We start from the raw sequence: 21,549 nt of genomic DNA on the forward strand, positions 1-21,549 counted from the left end.
ACGCGGCCGCTTTGCGTATTACTCCGCCGCCATTGGAGCCGTATTGATGTTCGAGACCCTGCAACCTGCCCCGGCTGACAAGATCATCGCCTTGATCGGCCTCTATCGCGCCGATCCGCGCCCCGGCAAGATCGATCTCGGCGTCGGCGTCTACAAGGACCGCGACGGCAGGACGCCGGTCATGCGCGCCCTGCGCGAGGCCGAGAAGCGGTTGCTGCAGGACCAGGACACCAAGACCTATCTCGGCCTTGCCGGCGACACCGGCTTCAACACGGCGATGGTCAAGCTGGCCTTCGGCCCCGCTGCCGACATGACGCGCATCCGCGCCGCGCAAGCGCCTGGCGGTTCCGGCGCGCTGCGGCTGGTGGCGGAGCTGTTGAAGCGGACCCGCCCCGACGCAACCGTCTGGCTGTCGGACCCGACATGGCCGAACCACCCGCCGGTGATGCGCGGGGCCGGCCTCAAGGTGCGCGATTATCCCTATTTCGATGCCGTTTCCGGCGCGGTGCGCTTCGACGAGATGCTGGCAACGCTTGGCGCAGCCGAGCCCGGCGATATCGTGCTGCTGCATGGCTGCTGCCATAACCCGACCGGCGCCAATCTCGATATCGCGCAATGGGCCAGCGTCACCGATCTTGTCGTCGAGCGCGGGCTGTTGCCCTTTGTCGACATTGCCTATCAGGGCTTTGGCGAAGGCCTGGACGCCGATGCGGCCGGCTTGCGCCTTCTCGCGGGCAAGGTGCCTGAAATGGTCGTTGCCTCGAGCTGCTCGAAGAACTTTGCCGTCTACCGCGACCGCGTCGGCGCGGCGATGATCCTGGCGAAGGATGGTGCGCAAGCCGATGTGGCGATGAGCCAGATGCTGGCGGCGGCGCGCGCCATGTATTCGATGCCGCCTGACCATGGCGCCGCCGCCGTGCGCATGGTGCTGGAAGATGATGGCCTTCGCGCCGACTGGGAGGCGGAGCTGGAGGAGATGCGGCTGCGCATGCTGAGGCTGCGCGTCCAGTTCGCCGACGCGCTGCGCCGGCAGTCCAACTCCGACCGCTTCGACTTCATCGCCAGCCATCGCGGCATGTTTTCCAGGCTTGGCCTGACCGAGGCGCAAGTCGAGCGGCTGCGTGCCGAGTATGGCGTCTACATGGTCGGCGACAGCCGCATCAACGTCGCCGGCCTGCCCGAGGACGGCATGGATGACCTCGCCAAGGCGGTTGTGTCGGTACTCGGCTGAAGCTCGCTGTGGACAATCTCCCCTCTCCGGCTGACGCCGTTGGCCGCACGACAGGCAGCGGGATAGCATTCGCCGCATGAAACCTTCGCGCGACATTTCCCGGCTGATCGAGATCATGGCGGCGCTCAGGGCGCCGAAGACCGGTTGTCCCTGGGACATCGAGCAGGATTTCTCGACCATCGCGCCCTATACGATCGAGGAAGCCTATGAGGTGGCCGACGCCATCGCGCGCGGCGATCTCGACGATCTGCGCGACGAACTCGGCGATCTCCTGCTGCAGGTCGTCTACCACGCGCAGATGGCTGAGGAAGCCGGCGATTTTGCCTTCGGTGATGTGGTCGAGGCCATCACCACCAAGATGATCCGGCGCCATCCGCATGTCTTCGGCGACGAGAAGGCGCGCAGCGCCGGCATGGCAAAGGGCATGTGGGAAAAGATCAAGGCTGAGGAAAAAGCCGAAAAGCGAAGTGCGCGCCTCGCCCGCGGCCTCGACCCCGAAGACCATGGCAAGGGTTTCCTGGACAGCGTGCCCGTCGCCCTGCCCGCTTTGACTCGTGCGCTGAAGCTGCAGGAAAAGGCAGCGCGTGTCGGTTTCGACTGGAGCGAGGCAGCACCCATCCTCGACAAGATCGAGGAAGAGATCGGCGAGCTGCGCGAGGCACTGGCTAAGGGCGAAACGGCTGAGATCAAGGACGAATTCGGCGACATGCTGTTTGCCGTCGTCAATCTGGGGCGTCACCTCAAGCTCGATTCGGAAGCGGCGCTTAGCGGCACCAACGAAAAATTCCGCTCGCGCTTCCACTATGTCGAGCGCGCGATCGATGCATCGGGAAGCACGCTCGAAAAAGCCACGCTGGACGAGATGGAAGTGCTCTGGCAGCAGGCCAAGAGCGCGAAATAATCAGGCTTACTGCCTGTTTTTGCGGTGCAATCGGCTTTCGATCTCATGCCGCGCGCTGTGCGTGGCCTTGAGTGCGATGGTCGCGCTGCCATCCTCATTGTCTACCCGCGAAACGACGTCGCCATTGCGGTAGAGCCAGTCGACAAGGCCGAACTGCGCCGGTTCGATCGTCACCGTCAATTCCTCCAGTTCGCCCGACATCCTGGTCTCGATCAGCGCCTTCAGCGCATCGATGCCTTCGCCGGTGACGGCCGAGATGGCGATCGGCGGCGCCTTGTTGGCGTCAGTGCCGTCGGCGAGCAGGCGCTCCCGGTTGCCGTCGTCGAGAAGGTCGACCTTGTTCCACACTTCGACGACGCGCTTGGCATCGCCGGCATCGACGCCGAGATCGGCGAGAATGCGCTCGACGTCCTCGGCTTGCGCTGCGGTATCCGGATCCGAAATATCGCGCAGGTGGATGACCAGATCGGCCTCGACGACCTCTTCCAGCGTGGCGCGGAAGGCGGCGACCAGATGCGTCGGCAGGTCCGAAATGAAGCCGACTGTGTCCGACAGGATGACCGGCGTGCCGTGCGGCAGGCGCACGCGGCGCAGCGTCGGGTCGAGCGTTGCAAACAGCATGTCTTCGGCCAGCACGTCGGCCCCGGTCAGCCGGTTGAACAGCGTCGACTTTCCGGCATTGGTGTAGCCGACAATCGCCACCACCGGGAACGGCACCTTCTTGCGCTTGGCGCGGTGCAGGTCGCGGGTGCGGCGCACCGTTTCCAGCTCATGCTTGAGCTTGATGATTTTTTCCTGCAGCTGCCGCCGGTCCGACTCGATCTGGGTTTCGCCGGGGCCGCCGAGGAAGCCGGCTCCGCCGCGCTGGCGTTCAAGGTGGGTCCAGCTCCGCACCAGGCGGCCCTTCTGGTAGTTGAGATGGGCAAGTTCGACCTGCAGCGTGCCCTCCTTGGTCCGCGCGCGCTCGCCAAAAATCTCCAGGATCAATCCGGTGCGGTCGAGCACCTTGGCATTCATTTCTTTTTCGAGATTGCGCTGCTGCACCGGCGTCAGCGGATGGTCGACGATGACCACCTCCGCGTGACCCTCTTTGACGATCTCGGCGAATTCCGCGACCTTGCCGCTGCCGAGCAAGGTTGCCGGGCGTGGATCGTTGACGGTGACCACCGCCGTGTGGATCAGATCCAGGTTGATGGCGCGGGCAAGGCCGACCGCTTCGTCGTGGCGCGCATCCGCCGAACGCGTCAGCCGTGGACGGTTCGTTTCGTCATCGTTGCGCTGATGCCGGGTAAGCACCGGCACGATGACAACCGCCCGGGTCGGACCTGTGGCTTCCGTCCCGGAATTATGTGCTGGTTTCCCGCGGACGCCGCGGTCCGCGTCTTTTTCACGTGCCAATCAGGCGCCCTGGCTTTCCTCGCCATCGAACATCTGAACCGGCTGGCTCGGCATGATCGTGGAAATGGCATGCTTGTAGACGAGCTGGGAGTGGCCGTCACGGCGCAGCAGAACACAAAAATTGTCGAAGGAAGTGACCACGCCGGTCAGCTTGACGCCGTTGATGAGAAAGATGGTGAGTGGATTTTTGCTCTTGCGAACAGAATTCAGGAACAGGTCCTGAAGGTTTTGCGATCGTTCCGCCATTGTTCTTGTCTTTCGCCGATCCCCTTCGGTTTGCAGGCTAATGCGCCAAATTAGCGGGCACATGTCAAGCTTGCAAACACCCCCTTGCCGTCAGTAACGACAAGCAGAACGAGATATATTGATGTGCAGTCCGTCTGTGCGGTTATCAGGCTGGACTTTTTTCCGCAACGTCAAAAAAGGCTTGCCGCAATGAAAGTGTTATCGAACCGGGGTGCCCATTGGCGACCGCGGCACCGTCGATTGCCACGACCGGCATGGCGATTGTCGTTGCCGAACTGATGAAAGCTTCTCGCGCCGCCTTGGCTTCAGTGACTGAAAACCCGCGCTCCTCGATCGTCAACCCGAGCTTTGCCGCCACTTCGAACATGGTCGTGCGGGTGATGCCGCGCAGGATGCCATGCTCCGCCGGCCGGGTGACCAGAACGCCGTCCCTTGTAACGATCCAGGCGTTGGACGAGCCGCCCTCCTTGACGTTGCCATCGGTGTCGACGAACCAGGCTTCCTGGGCGCCGGCCTCCTTGGCCTTCTGCTTGGCCAGCACGTTGGGCAGCAGGCCGGTGCTCTTGATGTCGACCCGGTCCCAACGGTTTTCCGGCACGGTGATGACCTTGATGCCCGCCTCGGCTCGCTTGGCGGCCGCCACCGGGTCGGCCTTTCTGGCCGTAATCACCAGCGATGACGGTGTATCGGCCGGGAAAACGAAGTCGCGGCTGGCAACACCGCGCGTAACCTGGACATAGACCAGGCCGTTGACGACGTGGTTGCGCCGGACGATTTCGCGCAGAAGAAGCGGCAGCACACCCTTGGTGACCGGCCAGTCGATCGACAATTCGCTAAGGGAGAGGCTCAGCCGGGCAAGATGGCGCGGCATGTCGACGATAAAGCCCTGCGCCACCTCGCAGACCTCGTAGACGCCGTCGGCGAACTGATAGCCGCGATCCTCGATATGCACGGCAGCGTCGGCATGGGCGACATAGCGCCCGTTCACATAGGCAATGCGCGGCATGGGTGATCCCTCAGAACAGTCCCGCTATTTCTAGGCGATTCCGCCGCTGCCGTAACCGGCAATTGCACGGGCGCGGCCCGCTCGACCAACAACAATGGGGATCAGACCCCCAGCGACTTCAGTTTCCGGTGCAGCGCCGAGCGCTCCATGCCGATGAATTCCGCCGTCTTCGAGATGTTGCCGCCGAAACGATTGATCTGGGCGATCAGGTAATCCTTCTCGAACTGTTCGCGTGCCTCGCGCAGCGGCAGCGCCATGATGTGCTGGTCGGACTGGTTCGGCGTGCGCGGCATGACATCGCCGATCTCCGACGGCAACAGGTCGGCGGTGATCGGCGCATCGATATCGTCGCCACGCGCCAGGATCATCAGCCGTTCGACATTGTTGCGCAGTTGGCGGACATTGCCCGGCCAGTTGTGCGCCTGCAGCACGGCAAGCGCATCGTCGCCGATGCGGCGCGGCTTGATGCCGGCCTGGCGAGCGATCTGCTTCATGAAATTGTCGACGAGATAGGGAATGTCCTCTCGCCGCTCGGCCAGGCCCGGCACCATGACCGGAACCACCGCCAGGCGGTGATAGAGGTCTTCGCGAAAACGGCCGTCGGCGATCATCGCCTCCAGGTTCTGCGAGGTCGAGGAGATGATGCGGACGTCGACCTTGACCCGCTTGGTGCCGCCGACCCGCTCGAACTGCTGTTCGACCAGCACGCGCAAAATCTTGTTCTGCGTCTCGCGCGGCATGTCGGCCACTTCGTCGATGTAGAGAATGCCGCGGTGCGCCTCTTCAAGCGCGCCGACCTTGCGCTCGGTGCCGTTCGATTCGGTGCCGAACAGCTCGATCTCCATGCGCTCGGGCGTGATGTTGGCCGCGCTCAGCGTCACGAACGGCGCGCCCTTGCGCGTCGACAGCGTGTGGATGGCGCGCGCGGCGAGCTCCTTGCCCGAACCGGACGGACCGATGATCATGACGCGGCTGTTGGTCGGCGCCACGCGCTCGATGGTCTGGCGCAGCTGGCTCATCGCCGACGACATGCCGATCAAGTCGAAAGTTTCGCCGCTGCGCTGTTTGAGGTCGGACACCTCGCGCCGTAATTTCGAGGTTTCGAGCGCCCGCTCGGCGATCAGGATCAGCCTGTCGGCCTTGAACGGCTTCTCGATGAAATCATAGGCGCCGCGGCGGATGGCCGACACCGCTGTCTCGATATTGCCGTGGCCGGAGATCATCACCACCGGCAGGCTCGGATGCATCGTCTTGATCTCGTCGAGCAGCGCCAGCCCGTCGAGGCGCGAGCCCTGCAACCAGATGTCGAGGAAAATCAGCCGCGGCGCCCGGTCGGCGATTGCCGCGAGCGCGCTGTCGGCATCGAATGCCGTGCGGGTTTCATGCCCTTCGTCGCTCAATATGCCCGCGACGAGTTCACGGATGTCTTCCTCGTCATCGACGATGAGAATATCAGACGCCATTACCGACCTTTTCAGTTTCTCGTTCGTGTTCCGTTTCGCCTTCACCGCGTGGCGGCGCGGTTGCGGCAGCTGGCGGCAGGATGATCGAGATCATCGCGCCGCGTCCACCGTGGAAGTCCGCAGGCGCATCGTGCAATTCAAGCCGCCCGCCATGGTCCTCCACGATCTTCTTGACGATGGCGAGACCAAGCCCGGTGCCCTTCTCGCGCGTCGTCATATAGGGCTCGAGCAGCCTTTGGCGATTCTCGCGCGGCAGCCCTTTGCCATTGTCGATGACGTCGATTCGTATGGCGCCATTCTGCCGGGCAGCTTGAATCCGGATTATGCCGTGCGAACCGTCCTTTTGTTCCAGCCCGTCAATCGCCTCGGCCGCGTTCTTGATGACGTTGCCGAAAGCCTGCGCCATCAATCGGCTATCGAACGTGCCCTTGAGCGGCTCGTTGCCGAACACGCGTTCGAAAGCAATGTCGGCGCGGCTGACTTCGACCAGGAACGACGCCTCGCGCAGCGATTCACGCAGATCGATGGCTTTCATCTCGGGCTTGGGCATGCGGGCGAAAGCCGAGAACTCGTCGACCATGCGGCCGATATCCTCGACCTGCCGGATGATTGTGTCGGTGCACTGGTCGAAAATCTCGCGGTCCTCGGTGATGACCTTGCCGAAGCGTCGCTTGATGCGCTCGGCCGAGAGCTGGATCGGCGTCAGCGGGTTCTTGATTTCATGTGCGATACGCCGCGCCACATCCGCCCAGGCAGACGAGCGCTGTGCCTGGACCAGATCGGTGATGTCGTCGACCGTCACGACGTAGGATTTCTCCTCCTCGCCGTCGTCGCCGGCCTCGATGGTGATCTGCACGTTGAAGGTACGCTCGGCGCCGGTGCGATAGAAGGTGACCTGCTCGCGATAGACCGGCTTGCCGGATTTGCGGCCGATCTCGAAGACACGGCCGACATGCGGCAGCACGGCGGACAGGTTCTGCCCCAGCGCCGCCGTGGCCGATATGGCCAGCATCGTTTCGGCCGATTTGTTGACGATGGAGACGATGCCGTAGGGATCGACGCCGATGACGCCGGCGGTGACGCCGGCCAGCACCGCTTCCGAGAAACGACGCCGTTCGTCGATCAAATCCTTGGCCGACAGGATCTCGTTGCGCTGCGATTTAAGCTCCAGCAGCATCTTGTTGAACGTATCGCCAAGCGAGGCGACATCGCCGTCGGAAGGCCGTACCGGCACGGCGACATCGAGATTGCCGGTCGCAACCTCGTCAGCCGCGCCGATGAGTTGACGGATGGGCCGCACCAGACGGTCGGCCACCGCTATGCCGGTCCAGATGGCCGACAGGATGATGATCAGCGTCAGTGACAGATAGGGCAGCGCGAACGCCACCTGCGACGTCCGCCTGTTGTCTTCCAGGCCGCGATATTCGGCGGTGTTGGACTGGACGATCGCCCTCGCCTTGATCACTTCGGGGTCGACCAGGCGATTGGTGTAGAGGTAGAGGCCTTCGATCTCCCGCAGCTTGATGATGGCGCCCATGATGTTGCGCGTCTTCGGCTCGATCAGCACCGGCTTGCCGTCGGCCGCACTTGCCACCGCACCCTCAGGCGGTGCCGGCATGGCGAAGTCCGCATCGGTCTGGGCACTCACGACAAAGGAGCCGTCTTCCCTGACCAGCGCCGCATGCACCAGGCTTCTGCCGACGGCTTCCTTGTTCATCAGGTCGAGAAAGCCGGTTCGATCGAGGCCGTAAAGCGTGCGCGACGCATCGAGATCGTAGGCCATCGACAGCGTCGTGCCCTGAAGATTACGAGCGTTTTCCTGCACATAGGCGTCCGCGATCGACAGCGAAGAATTGACGATTGCCTTGGTGCGGATTTCGAACCAGCGGTCGAGGCCGATATCGAGCGTGATCGAGGCGATGATGGCCACCATGATGGCGGGGATGGCCGCGACCAGCGCAAACATCGTCACGATGCGCACATGCAGCCGCGAAGCCGCCTTGCCGTGCCGGCGCGCCATGGTGATGCGATGCACCTCGCGGCCGACGAGGGCAATCAGCGCCAGCACAAATAAGGCATTGGCCGCAATCAGCGTCAGCGTTGTGTTTGCGTCTGGCGTGATCGGCGTGGCGCCGACAAGAATCGCAAACGAGATTGCCGCCGTAACCAGCGCGCCGGCAATTGCCACAACGCCAGGCAACGCAAGCAGCCGCCGTCCATCCCTCTGGCCGGGTCTGCTGAAAAGCGGTTCGTTTGATGTCAGAGCTTGCGAAGCCATGTCGCCGTCTAAGAGCCAGTGATTGCGTCGGATGTATGCAACGCATTGTGGCGATTATGCAACAAGTGTGGCCGTGACGGAAATCTTTCGGCCGCCGATCCCCTGAAAAGGGGACGACCTCGCGTCACTTCGGGCGCCAGGCGCTCATGATCTCGACGATTTGTAGACGTTGACGCCCAGCTCGCGAATCTTCTTGCGCAGCGTGTTGCGATTCAAGCCGAGCAATTCGGCCGCCTTGATCTGGTTGCCGCGCGTTGCCGTCATGGAAGCGAGCACCAGCGGATATTCGACCTCGGACAAGATGCGCTGATAGAGACCTGCCGGCGGCAACTCACCGGCGAAAGAGGCAAAATAGCGCTGCAGGAAGTGCTCCACCGCCTGGCCGATGGATAGATCGTCCGGGATCAAATTGCCGCCGCCGGGAACGACCGGTCTTTCGCCTGTCTTCAGCTCGGCTTCAATGATCTCGGCTGATATTTCGTCCTGCGAATAGAGCGCCGCAAGCCGGCGCACCAGGTTTTCCAACTCGCGCACGTTTCCCGGCCACGGATAGCGCTTCATCAATTCGATGCCGCCGGTCGAAATGCGCTTGGTCTGCAAGCCTTCGCTGGCGCCGATCTTGAAGAAATGCCGCACCAGATCGGGAATGTCTTCCGATCTCTCACGCAAACCCGGCAGCCGAAGCGGCACGACATTCAGGCGATAGAACAGATCCTCGCGGAAAAGCCCCTGGTTGATCAGCGTGCGCAGATCCTTGTTGGTGGCGGCGACGATGCGCACATCGGTCTTGATCGGGGTGCGCCCGCCGACCGTTGTGTATTCGCCCTGCTGCAGCACGCGCAGCAGCCGCGTCTGCGCCTCCATCGGCATGTCGCCGATCTCGTCGAGGAAAAGCGTGCCGCCCTCGGCCTGCTCGAAGCGGCCGGTCGAGCGGTTCTGTGCGCCGGTGAAGGCGCCCTTCTCGTGGCCGAACAGCTCCGATTCGATCAAATCGCGCGGGATCGCCGCCATGTTGATGGCGACGAACGGACCGCCGCGGCGACGGCCATATTCGTGCAACGCGCGCGCCACCAATTCCTTGCCGGTGCCGGACTCGCCCGAGATCATCACCGTCAGGTCGGTCTGCATCATGCGCGCCAGCATGCGGTAGATGTCCTGCATGGCGGCCGACCGGCCGACCAGCGGCATCGCGTCAGGCTGTTCTTCCGGTCGCGTATCGATCTTCGGTCGGCGCGGCTCTGACAGTGCCCGGTTGACGATGTTGAGCAGTTCGGTCAGGTCGAACGGCTTCGGCAGATACTCGTAAGCACCTGTTTCGGAAGCACGGATCGCCGTCATGAAAGTGTTTTGCGCGCTCATCACGATGACCGGCAGCTCGGGCCGCGCCTTCTTGATGCGCGGCAGCATGTCGAAGGCGTTCTCGTCCGGCATGACAACGTCGGTGATCACCAGATCGCCCTCGCCCGCCGCCACCCAGCGCCACAGCGTCGAGGCGTTGGAGGTCACGCGCACCTCATGGCCGACGCGCGACAGCGCCTGATTGAGCACGGTGCGGATGGCCGCATCGTCGTCGGCGACGAGAATATTGCCGCGAACCGTCATTTGCGGTCTCCTTCGCCTTCATCATCGGCAGTGTCGATGGGTGTTTCTTTCCAGGCCGGCATCAGGATTCGGAAGGTGGTGCCGCGCGGCGTCGAATCGCATTCGATGATGCCGCCATGCTCGCCGACGATTTTCGCCACCAGCGCCAGGCCGAGCCCCGACCCGTTCGGCTTGGTGGTGATGAACGGATCGAACAGGATCGGCAGAATGTCTTCCGAAACGCCGGACCCATTGTCGCGCACGCAGAATTCAAGCGGTAGCGACACGCGGTCCTGGGTTCCGGGAACGGAAACGCGGATGCCCGGCCTGAACGCGGTCGACAGCACGATCTCGCCCTGCGGGTCGCCGCCGATCGCCTCGGCAGCGTTCTTGACCAGGTTGAGAAACACCTGGATCAGTTGGTCGCGGTTGGCGAAAACCGGAGGCAATGATGGATCATAGTCCTCCAATATCCTGATTCTCTTGGCAAAACCGTTCTTCGCGATTGCCTTCACATGGTCCAGCACGACATGGATGTTGACAGGATAGCGGTCAATCGGCCGCTCGTCGGAAAACACTTCCATGCGGTCGACGAGGGAGACGATACGATCGGTCTCGTCGGTGATGAGGCGGGTCAGCGCGCGATCCTCGTCGGACGCCGAGAGTTCGAGCAGCTGTGCGGCGCCACGTATGCCGGACAGCGGGTTCTTGATCTCATGTGCCAGCATGGCGGCAAGGCCGGTGACCGAACGCGCGGCACCCCTGTGTGTCATCTGCCGGTCGATCTTGTCGGCCATCGAGCGTTCCTGGAACATCACCACGATCGAGCCTGGGAATTCCGGCACCGGCGCGACATAGAGATCGACGACCTTCTCGATGCCGAGACGCGGCGACGACACGTCGACACGGTATTCGTTGACCGGCGCACGGCGCTCGCGCACCTGGTCGACCAGTTGCAACAGCGGGCTGCCGAACGGGATCAGCTTGGACAGTGTGTTGCGGGCAAGCATGTTGGCACTTGAACGGAAGAAGTCTTCCGCATCGGCATTGGCGTAGGTGATGAACCCGTCCGGATCGACCATGATGACCGGACGGCGGATGGTGTTCAGCACGATACTGGCGGCATCCGCCATGTCGGAGCTCGGTGTGACGGTGGCGTTCATGCGGCGCTCCGCAAGGGCGTGGCTTCGCCGGAAAACACCTCATGCAGCAAGGCAATGACGCGGGCGGGTTCGAAAGAGGTGAGGATGGCTTTCCGCCGCTCATCGGAAACGCCAGCAGAGTGGCGGTCGAGATACCAGCCGAGATGCTTGCGCGCCTGGCGCAAGCCACTTTCGACGCCGTAAAGCGTCAGCATGTCTTCGTAGTGGGAAACGATGTAGTCCGCCATGGCTTGCGGGCTTTCCGGCACGCCGGAGGGCGCGTCGCCCGCAGCCGTTGCCGCGATGTGGCCCGCCGTCCATGGCGCGCCATAATGCGCGCGGCCGATCATCACCGCGTCGGCGCCCGACTGTTCAAGGATTTCGGCGGCCTCCGCGGGCGAGCCCACATCGCCATTGGCGACGACCGGGATCGAGACGACGTCCTTGATGCGGGCGATGGCGCCCCAATCGGCCTTGCCTTGATAAAACTGGCAGCGCGTGCGCCCATGCACGGTCACCATTTTAACACCGGCCTCTTCGGCGCGGCGCGCCAAGACGGGTGCATTGAGCGCATTGTCGTCCCAGCCGAGCCGCATCTTGACCGTGACCGGCACCTGGACCGCGCCGATCACCGCTTCGATCAGCGACAGCGCGTGGTCGAGATCGCGCATCAGCGCCGAGCCGGCATAGCCGCCGGTCACCTTCTTGGCCGGGCAGCCCATATTGATGTCGATGATGTCGGCGCCCTCGCCGGCAGCGATGCGCGCGCCCTCGGCCATGTGCTCGGCCTCGCGGCCGGCAAGCTGGACCATATGGACGGGCAGCCCGGAATGACGGATGCGCAGGTCGCAGCCGGCCCTGCCCTTGGCAAGCTCGCCGCTCGCCACCATTTCCGACACGACCAGGCCCGCGCCATGCGCGTAGGCGCGCTGCCGGAACGGCTCGTCCGTTATTCCCGACATGGGCGCGAGGAAGACGCGGTTGCGGATCGTCACGCCGCCAATGTCGAGCGGCGAAGCCAATTTTGTCACTTCAGGCATGCACAAAAACCAAGCATATCGGATTGCTGCACATTCTCTAGCCATAAGAAAGGCATTGTGCAACGCGCAATGACGTCACATTGCGGCGCATTTGGGAAAATGCTGGCCTTCGCCATAAGCCGCGACTAAGCCTCTCGGCATGACAGACGCAAGCGAAAAACCGGCCGAGGCGACGACCGACAAGGTCGGCGTGGTCATCGTTGCAGCCGGCCGCGGCGCGCGTGCCGGAAAGGCCGACGGGCCGAAGCAATATCAGCGCATCGGTGGCCGTGCCGTGATCGCGCGCACGCTGGAGACTTTCCTGGCGCATCCCGAAATTGGCCCCGTCGTCGTCGCCATCCATGCCGATGACCGAGCGCTTTTCGACAAGGCAGCCGGCGCGTATGCCGAGCGGGTTACCGCCGTGGTCGGTGGCGAGTCGCGCCAGGCCTCGGTCCGGCTCGGCCTGCTGGCGCTGAGGGAACGTACGCCCGGCCGTGTCCTTGTCCATGACGCGGTGCGGCCGTTTGTCGACACGGCCCTGATCGACCGTATCATCGCCGCCATTGGCGAGCGCCAGGGCGCGCTGCCCGCTTTGCCCGTCGCCGATACGCTGAAGCGCGAGTCGGGCACCGGCATGATCGAGGAGACGGTGCCAAGGGCCGGCCTTCATGCCGCGCAGACGCCGCAGGGCTTTCCGTTCTGGCCGTTGCTCGCCGCGCATGAAAAGGCCCATCATCTCGGCAAGGCGGATTTCACCGACGATGCCGCGATCGCCGAATGGGCGCATATTCCGGTGAAAATCGTCGAGGGATCGCCGGACAATGTCAAATTGACCTGGGCAAGGGATATCGCGATGGCGGATCAACGGCTTACTGGCGAGCGTTTTCCAGACATTCGCACCGGCAATGGCTATGACGTGCACGCCTTCGAGGCTGGCGACCATGTCACTTTGTGCGGCGTCGCCATCCCGCACGGCAAGAAGCTTTCGGGCCATTCGGATGCCGATGTCGGCCTGCACGCGCTGACCGATGCGCTGCTCGCCACTTGCGGCGCCGGCGACATCGGCACGCATTTCCCGCCTTCCGATCCGCAATGGAGGGGCGCGGCGTCGAAGATCTTCGTCGAGCATGCGGCCAGGTTGGTGCGCGAACGCGGCGGCCGCATCGCCAATGCCGACATCACGCTGATCTGCGAGGCGCCGCGCGTCGGCCCGCATCGCGAGGCCATGACCAACGCGTTGTCGGCGATACTGGGCATTTCCAGCGATCGCATCTCCATCAAGGCGACGACCAACGAAAAACTCGGCTTTGTCGGCCGCGAGGAAGGCATCGCCGCCATCGCCACAGCCAGTGTCGTCTTCCCCGGGGAGGTTCCCGCATGAACAACAGCGATCTTGCCAACGCCCTGCTCCAGGTCTGCCAGCAGCGCGGCATCATGCTGGCGACGGCCGAGAGCTGCACCGGCGGCATGATCATCTCGGCACTGACCGACATTGCCGGCTCGTCCGCTGTCGTCGATCGCGGCCTCATCACCTATTCCGATGAAGCAAAGATGGAGATGCTCGGCGTCTCGCCCGCCACACTCGAGGCGCATGGCGCCGTCTCGCGCGAAACGGTTCTGGAGATGGCGGCGGGCGCTCTGGCGCGCTCGCGCGCCGGGCTGGCGCTTGCCGTCACCGGCATTGCCGGCCCAGGCGGCGGTTCGCCGGAAAAACCGGTCGGCCTCGTCTGGTTCGGAGTTGCCCTAAGACGTGGGCCGGTGGCTGCCGAGCTCAATATGTTTGCCAACAATGGCCGCGACTTCATCCGCCGTGAGACGGTCAAGCATGCGCTGGAGATCGGCCTGCGCGCGCTCGGCGACACTCATGAGATGGGCGTCGTTCCGTAGATGACGTCCGCACGTTTTTCGAAGGCTTCGGAAAACATGCGGAAGGCGCGATCGAACATGGTGCCCATCAACACGCCGAGGATACGGCTCTTGAACTCGTAGTCGATGAAGAAGCGGACGTTGCAGCCGCCGCCGTCGGCCGGCTCGAAGCGCCAGATATTGCTTAGATATTTAAACGGCCCATCGATGTATTTGACGTCGATGGTGTTCTCGTCCGGCTTCAACAGCACTTGCGTCGTAAAGGTCTCGCGGATCGCCTTGTAGCCGATGCTCATATCGGCGAGGAGAATGGTGCGGCCATCACGCTCCTTGCGAGAGCGCACCGTCAGCGCCTCGCACAGCGGCAGAAATTGCGGATACGTCTCGATATCGGCGACCAGCGCAAACATCTGCTCCGGCGTGTGGGCAACGCGGCGTGTGGCTTCGAATTTCGGCATTGAAGCAGGATTTAACTCGCTTTTTTGAGCTGCGCCTCACGCGCCGCCCGCAGCCTGGCGAAATCGTCACCGGCATGATGCGAGGAGCGCGTCAGCGGGCTCGACGCCACCAGCAGGAAACCCTTGGTCTTGCCGATCGTCGCGAAGGAGCTGAATTCCTCCGGCGTGACGAAGCGGATCACCGGGTGGTGCTTCTTCGACGGCTGCAGATACTGGCCAATGGTCATGAAGTCGACATTGGCCGAGCGCAGGTCGTCCATCAGCTGCAGGATCTCGTTGCGCTCTTCGCCGAGGCCGACCATGATGCCGGACTTGGTGAAGATCGACGGGTCGAGCTCCTTGACCCGCTGCAACAGCCGGATCGAGTGGAAATAGCGAGCACCCGGCCGCACCGTCAGGTAGTTCGACGGCACGGTTTCGAGATTGTGGTTGAAGACATCGGGCTTGGCCGCCACGACGATCTCCAGCGCGCCCTCCTTGCGCAGGAAATCGGGCGTCAGGATTTCGATCGTGGTCAAGGGCGTCGCTGCTCGGATCGCCCGGATAACCTCGGCGAAATGCTGCGCGCCGCCATCGGCGAGATCATCGCGGTCGACCGAGGTGATGACGACATGGGTCAGCCCCATCTGCTTGACGGCATGCGCGACACGCGCCGGCTCATCGGCATCGAGCGCGGTGGGAATGCCGGTGGCGACATTGCAGAAGGCACAAGCGCGCGTGCAGATCTCGCCCATGATCATGAAGGTGGCGTGCTTCTTTTCCCAGCACTCGCCGATATTGGGGCAGCCGGCCTCTTCGCACACCGTGACCAGCTTGTGCGACTTCACGATCTCGCGGGTTTCGGCATAGCCCTTCGACATCGGCGCCTTGACGCGGATCCAGTCGGGTTTGCGCAGCACGTCCTGATCAGGCTTGTGTGCCTTCTCGGGGTGCCGCAGGCGCGGCGCGTTGGCGATCGTGTCGAGAACAGTGACCATCTCAAACCTGACTTGTTGGCGTCTGCCCGTCGGCATTCGCCCTTCTGGCGTCATCTAGGGCTTTTCGGTGCAAAGAAAAAGGCTGCGGCGGCGCATGCCGCCACAGCCTTTTTCGCATAGCGGGGATCCAGAGCAATTCCAGGAAAAGTGTGACACGGTTTTCCGTCCGGAATTGCGTCAGAAGAACGAGATAAACGGCGAGCCGTTTTATCGGCGTATCAGCCGCCCGGCAAAGATCAGCAGGCAGGCGCCGATGAAGCCGGTGATCAGGTAGGCGAGCCAGCCGACACCGAAGGGTTCGATGTTGAGCGCCCTGAGAATTGCGTTCAGCACCACCGCGCCGACAATGCCCATAATGATGTTCATCAAGACGCCGGTATTGCTCTTCATGACCATCTCGGCCAGCCACCCGGCCAAACCGCCGATGATGATGGCCGCAATCCAGCCCACGCCATTCACGTCCATATGCCAACTCCTCCAGTGTCAGGTGAAAATGCATCCGGAAACGAACTGTCTGCCGTAAGGTTCCTCCGGCGCATGCGTCTGAGTCTCGCGGCAGCAATTTATCACGCGTTGAGCGCACGGCCATAGGCATCGAGCACGCTTTCCTTCATCATCTCCGACAGCGTCGGATGCGGGAAGATGGTGTGCATCAGTTCTTCCTCGGTGGTCTCCAGGTTCATCGCCACGACAAAGCCCTGGATCAGCTCCGTCACCTCGGCGCCGACCATATGCGCGCCGAGCAGCTGGCCGGTCTTCTTGTCGAAGATGGTCTTGATGAAGCCCTGGTCCTCGCCAAGCGCGATCGCCTTGCCGTTGGCGCCGAACTGGAAACGGCCGACGCGGATGTCCTTGCCTTCGGCCTTCGCCTTGGCTTCGGTGAGCCCGACCGAGGCGACCTGCGGGTTGCAATAGGTGCAGCCCGGGATCTTCAGCTTGTCTGTCGCATGCACGCCGGGGAAATTGGCGATCTTCTCGATGCAGACCACGCCTTCATGCTCGGCCTTGTGGGCGAGCATCGGCGGTCCGGCGACATCGCCGATAGCGTAGATGCCGGGCACATTGGTCTTGCCGTAGCCATCGATGACGACGCAGCCGCGGTCCGTCTTCACGCCGAGCGTCTCGAGGCCGAGATTCTCGATGTTGCCCTGCACGCCGACGGCCGAGATCATGCGGCCGGCGGTGATCTTCTCGACCTTGCCGTCCTTCATCTCGACATGGGCGGTGATCGAGTTGGCACCCTTCTCGACCTTGGTCACCTTGGCCTCGAGGATGATTTTCATGCCCTGCTTCTCGAACTGCTTCTGCGCAAATTTCGAGACCTCGGCGTCCTCGACCGGCATCACCGCCGGCAACAGCTCGACCACCGTCACCTCGGCGCCCATGGTGCGGTAGAAGGAGGCGAACTCGATGCCGATGGCGCCCGAACCCATGACCAGCAGCGACTTCGGCATCTCCTTCGGCACCATCGCCTCGAAATAGGTCCAGATCAGCTTGCCGTCCGGCTCGATGCCGGGCAGCGCGCGCGGCCGGGCGCCGGTGGCGAGAATAATGTGCTTGGCGGTATAGGTGCCCTCGCCCTTGACGCCCTTGGGCACCGGCGGCTGCGGCTCCATCGGTTTCTTGGCCGTCTTGGAGACGACGATTTCACCCGGCTTGGAGAGCTTGGCCTCGCCCCAGATAACGTCGACCTTGTTCTTCTTCATCAGGAAGGCGACGCCGCCATTGAGCCTCAACGACACTTTGCGCGAGCGGTCGACGACAGCGGCCGTGTCGGCGCTGACCTTGCCGCCTTCGAGCTTCAGGCCGTAGTCCTTCAGATGATCGGAATAGTGCATGATCTCGGCCGAGCGCAGCAGCGCCTTGGTCGGGATGCAGCCCCAGTTGAGGCAGATGCCGCCGAGATGCTCGCGCTCGACGATGGCAGTCTTGAAGCCGAGCTGGGCGGAGCGCACCGCCGTGACATAGCCGCCGGGGCCTGAGCCGATGATTATCACGTCGTAGGATTCAGCCACGGGGTTTCTCCCTGATTTTTCTCTAGAGTTCCAGCATCACGCGCACCAATGGCGCCAATGCCTCACCTATATTGCGCGTGTTTTCGGCATCGAGATGGACGCCGTCGATCGGTGTGGTCTCGGCCACCGTGCCGGCATCGAAAAAGCCGCAGCCGGCCTCGTCGGCGAGCGCGGAATATTGCGGCGCCAGCCGCTTCGAGGCCTCGTCGCCGCCGGCAAACATTTCCTTGAATTCGGCATTGTCGGTGCGGCTGACCGCGGGTGGCGCAACGATCAGGATTTGCGGCGCGGCCCAGTCGAACGGATAATCGTGGCCGCGTACGATGTCGATCAGCCGCTGCACGCCTTGCTTGGCCGCGACCGGATTGCCGTGGATCCAGGGCTTCATGTCGTTGGCGCCAAGCATGATGATGATCAGGTCGAGCGGCGCATGGCTGGTCAGGATCGTCGGCAGCACCTTGGCGCCATTGCGGTCGGCACCAGCCAGGTGATCGTCGAAAGCCGTGGTGCGGCCGTTCAGACCTTCGGCAATGACTTCGATATCATCGTCGCCCAGCGCCGCCTTGAGCACGCTCGGCCAGCGATCCTCCAGCGCATGGCGCCCGAGGCTTGCCGCGTCATAGCCCCAGGTCAGGGAATCGCCGTAGCAGAGGATCGTCTTCATGCACCCGCACCCGCCTCCGCCTTAAGCCCGCGCCGCACGCGCCATCCCACGAACAGCCACTGCACGATGACCGTGGCGATGCTTGGCAAAATCAGACCGGCGACAACGGGGAGATCGCCCGACCACTGGGCTTTGCCCGGCGGCTGAGAGAAGGTCCAGGCAATCAGCCCGATCCCGGCCAGCACGAACAACGCAACCCCAACAAGCCCCGTCAGATTGATCGCCCTTTGTAGGTTTGGCACCAATTGCGCGATGAAAAACGCCACCGTCGCAACGATAGAGACCAGCGCCGAGGCCATGAAGACAAGGATGAATTCCGAGTTCGCATTGGTGGCGATTGCCAGCCACAGCGCCACCAGCCCGCCGGCCAGGCCGGAAAGGATCAGGGCGAAAAGGCTGGTGACGAATTTCCGCACAGCCTTTCCTTCCTAGACCAGCATGCCCATCGGGTTTTCGATCATGCGCTTGAAGGCGACCAGAAGTTCGGCGCCGAGCGCACCGTCGACGGCGCGGTGATCGGTCGACAGCGTCACCGACATGATATTGGCGATTTTGATCTCGCCATTCTTGACCACCGGCCGCTGCTCGCCCGCACCCACCGCCAGGATCGTCGCATGCGGCGGGTTGATGACGGCGGCAAAGTCCTTGATGCCGAACATGCCGAGATTGGAGACAGCCGTCGTGCCGCCTTGATATTCCTCAGGCTTCAGCTTGCGGCTGCGGGCACGGCTCGCCAGATCCTTCATCTCGTTGGAGATAGTGGACAGCGTCTTTTCGTCGGCGTGGCGGATGATCGGCGTGATCAGGCCGCCGGGGATCGACACGGCAACGCCGACATCGGCGTGCTTGTGCTTGACCATGGCGCTTTCGGTCCACGATGCATTGGCATCCGGCACCGCCATCAGCGCCATCGCCATCGCCTTGATCACCATGTCGTTGACCGAGAGTTTGTAGACGGGAGCCTCGCCCTTGTCGGTCTTCTTCGTCGGAGCAGCCGCATTGATCTGTGTGCGCAGCGCCAGCAGCGCATCGAGCTCGCAGTCGAGCGTCAGGTAGAAATGCGGGATGGTTGTCTTGGCCTCGACCAGGCGGCGCGCAATGGTCTTGCGCATATTGTCGTGCGGGACGAGCTCATAGGACCCTTCGGCAAACAGCTTCAGCACCTGTTCGTCCGACATCGCCTTGGGTGCCGCAGCCGGAGCCGCAGGTGCCGGAGCGCCGGCAGGTGCGGCTTTCGCGGCCGGTGCAGCCTTGGCGCCACCGCCGGCAATCGCCGCCTCGACATCGGCCTTGACGACACGGCCATGCGGGCCGGTGCCGGTTACGGCGGACACGTCGACTCCGGCATCCTTGGCGATGCGACGAGCCAGCGGCGAAGCGAAGGTGCGCTCGCCTGACGATTGGCTGATCTCCCCCCTTGTGGGGGAGATGGCCGGCAGGCCAGAGGGGGGCGCGACAGACTGAGAGGTCGGCGGGGCAGCGCCCCCCTCTGTCGACTTCGTCGACATCTCCCCCACGGGTGGGGAGATTGACGCCTTATCCTGCTTGGCATCGGCTTTCGCGGGCGCGGCATCGCCACCACCCTTTGCCGCCGCCCCTGCATCCTCGCCTTCGCCGGCGAGAATGGCGATCAGCGCATTGACCTTGACGCCTTCGGTGCCGGCCGGAACGACCAGCTTGGCGACCGTGCCCTCATCGACGGCCTCGACTTCCATCGTCGCCTTGTCGGTCTCGATCTCGGCGATCACGTCGCCCGGCGAAACCTTGTCGCCTTCCTCGACCAGCCACTTGGAAAGATTGCCCTCTTCCATCGTGGGCGACAGCGCCGGCATGGTGATGTTGATTGGCATGATGTCCTCCCGACCGGCTCAGCGATACGTGACGGCTTTGACGGCCTCGATGACCTCGCCGACATTGGGCAAGGCCAGCTTTTCGAGGTTCGCCGCATAAGGCATCGGCACGTCCTTGCCGGCGATGGTGATGACCGGCGCATCGAGGAAGTCAAAGGCGCGCTGCGAAACCTGGTTGGCGATGTGGTCGCCGACCGAACTTTGCGGGAAACCTTCTTCGACCACGATCAAGCGGTTGGTCTTCTTCACCGAGGCAATGACGGTGTCGAGGTCGAGCGGACGGATGGTCCTGAGATCGATGATCTCGGCATCGATGCCCATGCCGCGCAGTTCGGCTTCCGCCTTGATGGCGTAGGTCATGCCGATGCCGAACGAGACGATGGTGACGTCCTTGCCCTGCTTGTGAATGCGCGCCTTGCCGATCGGCAGCACGAAATCATCGAGCTTCGGCACGTCGAAGGACTGGCCGTAGAGGATTTCGTTTTCAAGGAAGATGACCGGGTTCGGATCGCGGATCGCCGCCTTGAGCAGGCCCTTGGCGTCGGCAGCCGTGTACGGCATCACCACCTTTAGCCCGGGAATATGGCTGTACCAGGCGGCATAGCACTGCGAATGCTGGGCGCCGACGCGGGCGGCCGCACCGTTCGGTCCGCGGAACACGATCGGTGCGCCCATCTGGCCGCCCGACATATAGAGCGTCTTGGCCGCGGAGTTGATGATCTGGTCGATCGCCTGCATGGCGAAGTTGAAGGTCATGAACTCGACGATCGGCTTCAGGCCGGCCATCGCCGCACCGACGCCGACGCCGGCAAAGCCGTGCTCGGTGATCGGCGTGTCGACGACGCGGCGCGGCCCGAATTCCTGCAGCAGCCCTTGCGTGATCTTGTAGGCGCCCTGGTATTCCGCGACCTCCTCGCCCATGACGAAGACATCGCCGTCGCGGCGCATTTCCTCGGCCATGGCATCGCGCAAGGCCTCGCGCACCGTAGTCGAGATCATCTCGGTGCCGGCGGGAATATCCGGATCGGCGGCAGGTTTGGCTGCCGGAGCGGCGGGAACTGCCTTCGGAGCCTCGCCGGCATCCTGGGGAGCCGCCTTTGAGCCTTCCTCGGCTGCATCGGTCCGCTGACCGCCAGCGGAAATGGCATCCTGGGTGGAGGCAGGCTTGCCGCTCTTTTCGACGTCGCCTGCACTTTCCCCGTCCTGCAGCAACACGGCGATCACCGCATTGACCTTGACGCCTTCGGTGCCGGCGGGAACCACGATCTTGCCGATCGTGCCTTCATCGACGGCTTCGACTTCCATGGTCGCCTTGTCGGTTTCGATCTCGGCGATGACATCACCGGCGACGACCTTGTCGCCCTCGTTCTTCAACCACTTGGAAAGATTGCCCTCTTCCATGGTCGGCGAGAGAGCGGGCATGAGAATTTCGATCGGCATGTCCTTGCCCT

Annotated in this window: 20 protein-coding genes; 4 read left to right on the plus strand and 16 right to left on the minus strand. The window is 63.2% G+C overall.

The features are described from left to right. Positions 1 to 46: 46 nt before the first annotated feature. Complete coding sequence (locus AC3CCE_RS19265; protein ID WP_023691284.1) at positions 47 to 1,231, plus strand: amino acid aminotransferase; 1,185 nt, start codon at positions 47 to 49, stop codon at positions 1,229 to 1,231. 76 nt (positions 1,232 to 1,307) lie between these two features. Continuing rightward, a complete protein-coding gene (mazG, locus tag AC3CCE_RS19270; protein WP_023730633.1) occupies positions 1,308 to 2,132 on the plus strand; it encodes a nucleoside triphosphate pyrophosphohydrolase in 825 nt (274 codons plus the stop codon). A 6-nt stretch (positions 2,133 to 2,138) separates the two neighbouring features. Here mazG and hflX read toward each other — a convergent pair whose 3' ends face one another. From hflX to dusB, 8 genes are all read right to left on the minus strand, one after another. Beyond that, positions 2,139 to 3,530, minus strand: a complete 1,392-nt coding sequence (gene hflX, locus AC3CCE_RS19275; protein ID WP_352511975.1) for a GTPase HflX — start codon at positions 3,528 to 3,530, stop codon at positions 2,139 to 2,141. After that, the gene (gene hfq, locus AC3CCE_RS19280) at positions 3,531 to 3,776 is read right to left on the minus strand and encodes an RNA chaperone Hfq (protein ID WP_006202172.1); all 246 of its coding nucleotides are present in this window, start codon (positions 3,774 to 3,776) and stop codon (positions 3,531 to 3,533) included. Positions 3,777 to 3,921: 145 nt separating this feature from the next. Continuing rightward, on the minus strand, positions 3,922 to 4,782 hold the full coding sequence (locus AC3CCE_RS19285) for a D-amino-acid transaminase (protein ID WP_352511974.1): 861 nt from the start codon (positions 4,780 to 4,782) through the stop codon (positions 3,922 to 3,924). 101 nt (positions 4,783 to 4,883) lie between these two features. Beyond that, positions 4,884 to 6,245 carry a nitrogen assimilation response regulator NtrX gene (gene ntrX, locus AC3CCE_RS19290; RefSeq protein WP_023668929.1) on the minus strand — a complete coding sequence of 454 codons (1,362 nt, stop codon included), beginning with the start codon at positions 6,243 to 6,245 and terminating at the stop codon, positions 4,884 to 4,886. Beyond that, complete coding sequence (locus AC3CCE_RS19295; RefSeq protein WP_352626272.1) at positions 6,235 to 8,523, minus strand: sensor histidine kinase NtrY-like; 2,289 nt, start codon at positions 8,521 to 8,523, stop codon at positions 6,235 to 6,237. Before AC3CCE_RS19295 ends, ntrX begins: the two co-directional genes overlap by 11 nt. A 144-nt stretch (positions 8,524 to 8,667) precedes the next feature. After that, a complete protein-coding gene (gene ntrC / locus AC3CCE_RS19300; RefSeq protein WP_023710528.1) occupies positions 8,668 to 10,125 on the minus strand; it encodes a nitrogen regulation protein NR(I) in 1,458 nt (485 codons plus the stop codon). Continuing rightward, positions 10,122 to 11,267, minus strand: a complete 1,146-nt coding sequence (locus AC3CCE_RS19305) for a two-component system sensor histidine kinase NtrB (RefSeq protein WP_023706549.1) — start codon at positions 11,265 to 11,267, stop codon at positions 10,122 to 10,124. The genes ntrC and AC3CCE_RS19305 overlap by 4 nt, the downstream gene beginning before the upstream one ends. Next, positions 11,264 to 12,286 carry a tRNA dihydrouridine synthase DusB gene (gene dusB / locus AC3CCE_RS19310; protein WP_352462435.1) on the minus strand — a complete coding sequence of 341 codons (1,023 nt, stop codon included), beginning with the start codon at positions 12,284 to 12,286 and terminating at the stop codon, positions 11,264 to 11,266. The genes AC3CCE_RS19305 and dusB overlap by 4 nt, the downstream gene beginning before the upstream one ends. Positions 12,287 to 12,425: 139 nt before the next feature. Between dusB and AC3CCE_RS19315 the strand changes: the two genes are divergently transcribed. Both AC3CCE_RS19315 and AC3CCE_RS19320 read left to right on the plus strand, forming a co-directional pair. Next, the gene (locus AC3CCE_RS19315) at positions 12,426 to 13,649 is read left to right on the plus strand and encodes a bifunctional 2-C-methyl-D-erythritol 4-phosphate cytidylyltransferase/2-C-methyl-D-erythritol 2,4-cyclodiphosphate synthase (RefSeq protein WP_352626273.1); all 1,224 of its coding nucleotides are present in this window, start codon (positions 12,426 to 12,428) and stop codon (positions 13,647 to 13,649) included. Beyond that, positions 13,646 to 14,155 (plus strand): CinA family protein, encoded by a 510-nt coding sequence (locus tag AC3CCE_RS19320; protein ID WP_352543602.1) that lies wholly within the window; start codon positions 13,646 to 13,648, stop codon positions 14,153 to 14,155. Before AC3CCE_RS19315 ends, AC3CCE_RS19320 begins: the two co-directional genes overlap by 4 nt. On the opposite strand, the gene AC3CCE_RS19325 is transcribed toward AC3CCE_RS19320, so the two are convergent. The 8 genes from AC3CCE_RS19325 to AC3CCE_RS19360 form a co-directional block, all read right to left on the minus strand. Next, positions 14,131 to 14,592 (minus strand): type II toxin-antitoxin system RatA family toxin, encoded by a 462-nt coding sequence (locus AC3CCE_RS19325; RefSeq protein ID WP_023710532.1) that lies wholly within the window; start codon positions 14,590 to 14,592, stop codon positions 14,131 to 14,133. The genes AC3CCE_RS19320 and AC3CCE_RS19325 overlap by 25 nt on opposite strands. 11 nt (positions 14,593 to 14,603) lie before the next feature. Then, positions 14,604 to 15,569, minus strand: a complete 966-nt coding sequence (gene lipA, locus AC3CCE_RS19330; RefSeq protein ID WP_023668921.1) for a lipoyl synthase — start codon at positions 15,567 to 15,569, stop codon at positions 14,604 to 14,606. Between the two features lie 207 nt (positions 15,570 to 15,776). Further along, entirely contained in the window at positions 15,777 to 16,034 is a 258-nt protein-coding gene (locus tag AC3CCE_RS19335) for a GlsB/YeaQ/YmgE family stress response membrane protein (protein ID WP_023668920.1), read from the minus strand. Between the two features lie 101 nt (positions 16,035 to 16,135). Continuing rightward, entirely contained in the window at positions 16,136 to 17,584 is a 1,449-nt protein-coding gene (lpdA, locus tag AC3CCE_RS19340) for a dihydrolipoyl dehydrogenase (RefSeq protein ID WP_023825582.1), read from the minus strand. A gap of 22 nt (positions 17,585 to 17,606) precedes the next feature. Continuing rightward, on the minus strand, positions 17,607 to 18,248 hold the full coding sequence (locus AC3CCE_RS19345) for an SGNH/GDSL hydrolase family protein (RefSeq protein WP_023748668.1): 642 nt from the start codon (positions 18,246 to 18,248) through the stop codon (positions 17,607 to 17,609). After that, positions 18,245 to 18,664, minus strand: a complete 420-nt coding sequence (locus AC3CCE_RS19350) for a hypothetical protein (RefSeq protein WP_023748669.1) — start codon at positions 18,662 to 18,664, stop codon at positions 18,245 to 18,247. Before AC3CCE_RS19350 ends, AC3CCE_RS19345 begins: the two co-directional genes overlap by 4 nt. Before the next feature lie 12 nt (positions 18,665 to 18,676). After that, the gene (locus tag AC3CCE_RS19355; RefSeq protein WP_352626274.1) at positions 18,677 to 20,098 is read right to left on the minus strand and encodes a pyruvate dehydrogenase complex dihydrolipoamide acetyltransferase; all 1,422 of its coding nucleotides are present in this window, start codon (positions 20,096 to 20,098) and stop codon (positions 18,677 to 18,679) included. A gap of 18 nt (positions 20,099 to 20,116) precedes the next feature. Further along, the gene (locus AC3CCE_RS19360; protein WP_023668915.1) at positions 20,117 to 21,538 is read right to left on the minus strand and encodes a pyruvate dehydrogenase complex E1 component subunit beta; all 1,422 of its coding nucleotides are present in this window, start codon (positions 21,536 to 21,538) and stop codon (positions 20,117 to 20,119) included. Positions 21,539 to 21,549 lie beyond the last annotated feature (11 nt).

The sequence above is a fragment of the Mesorhizobium sp. P160187 genome (assembly GCF_057766425.1).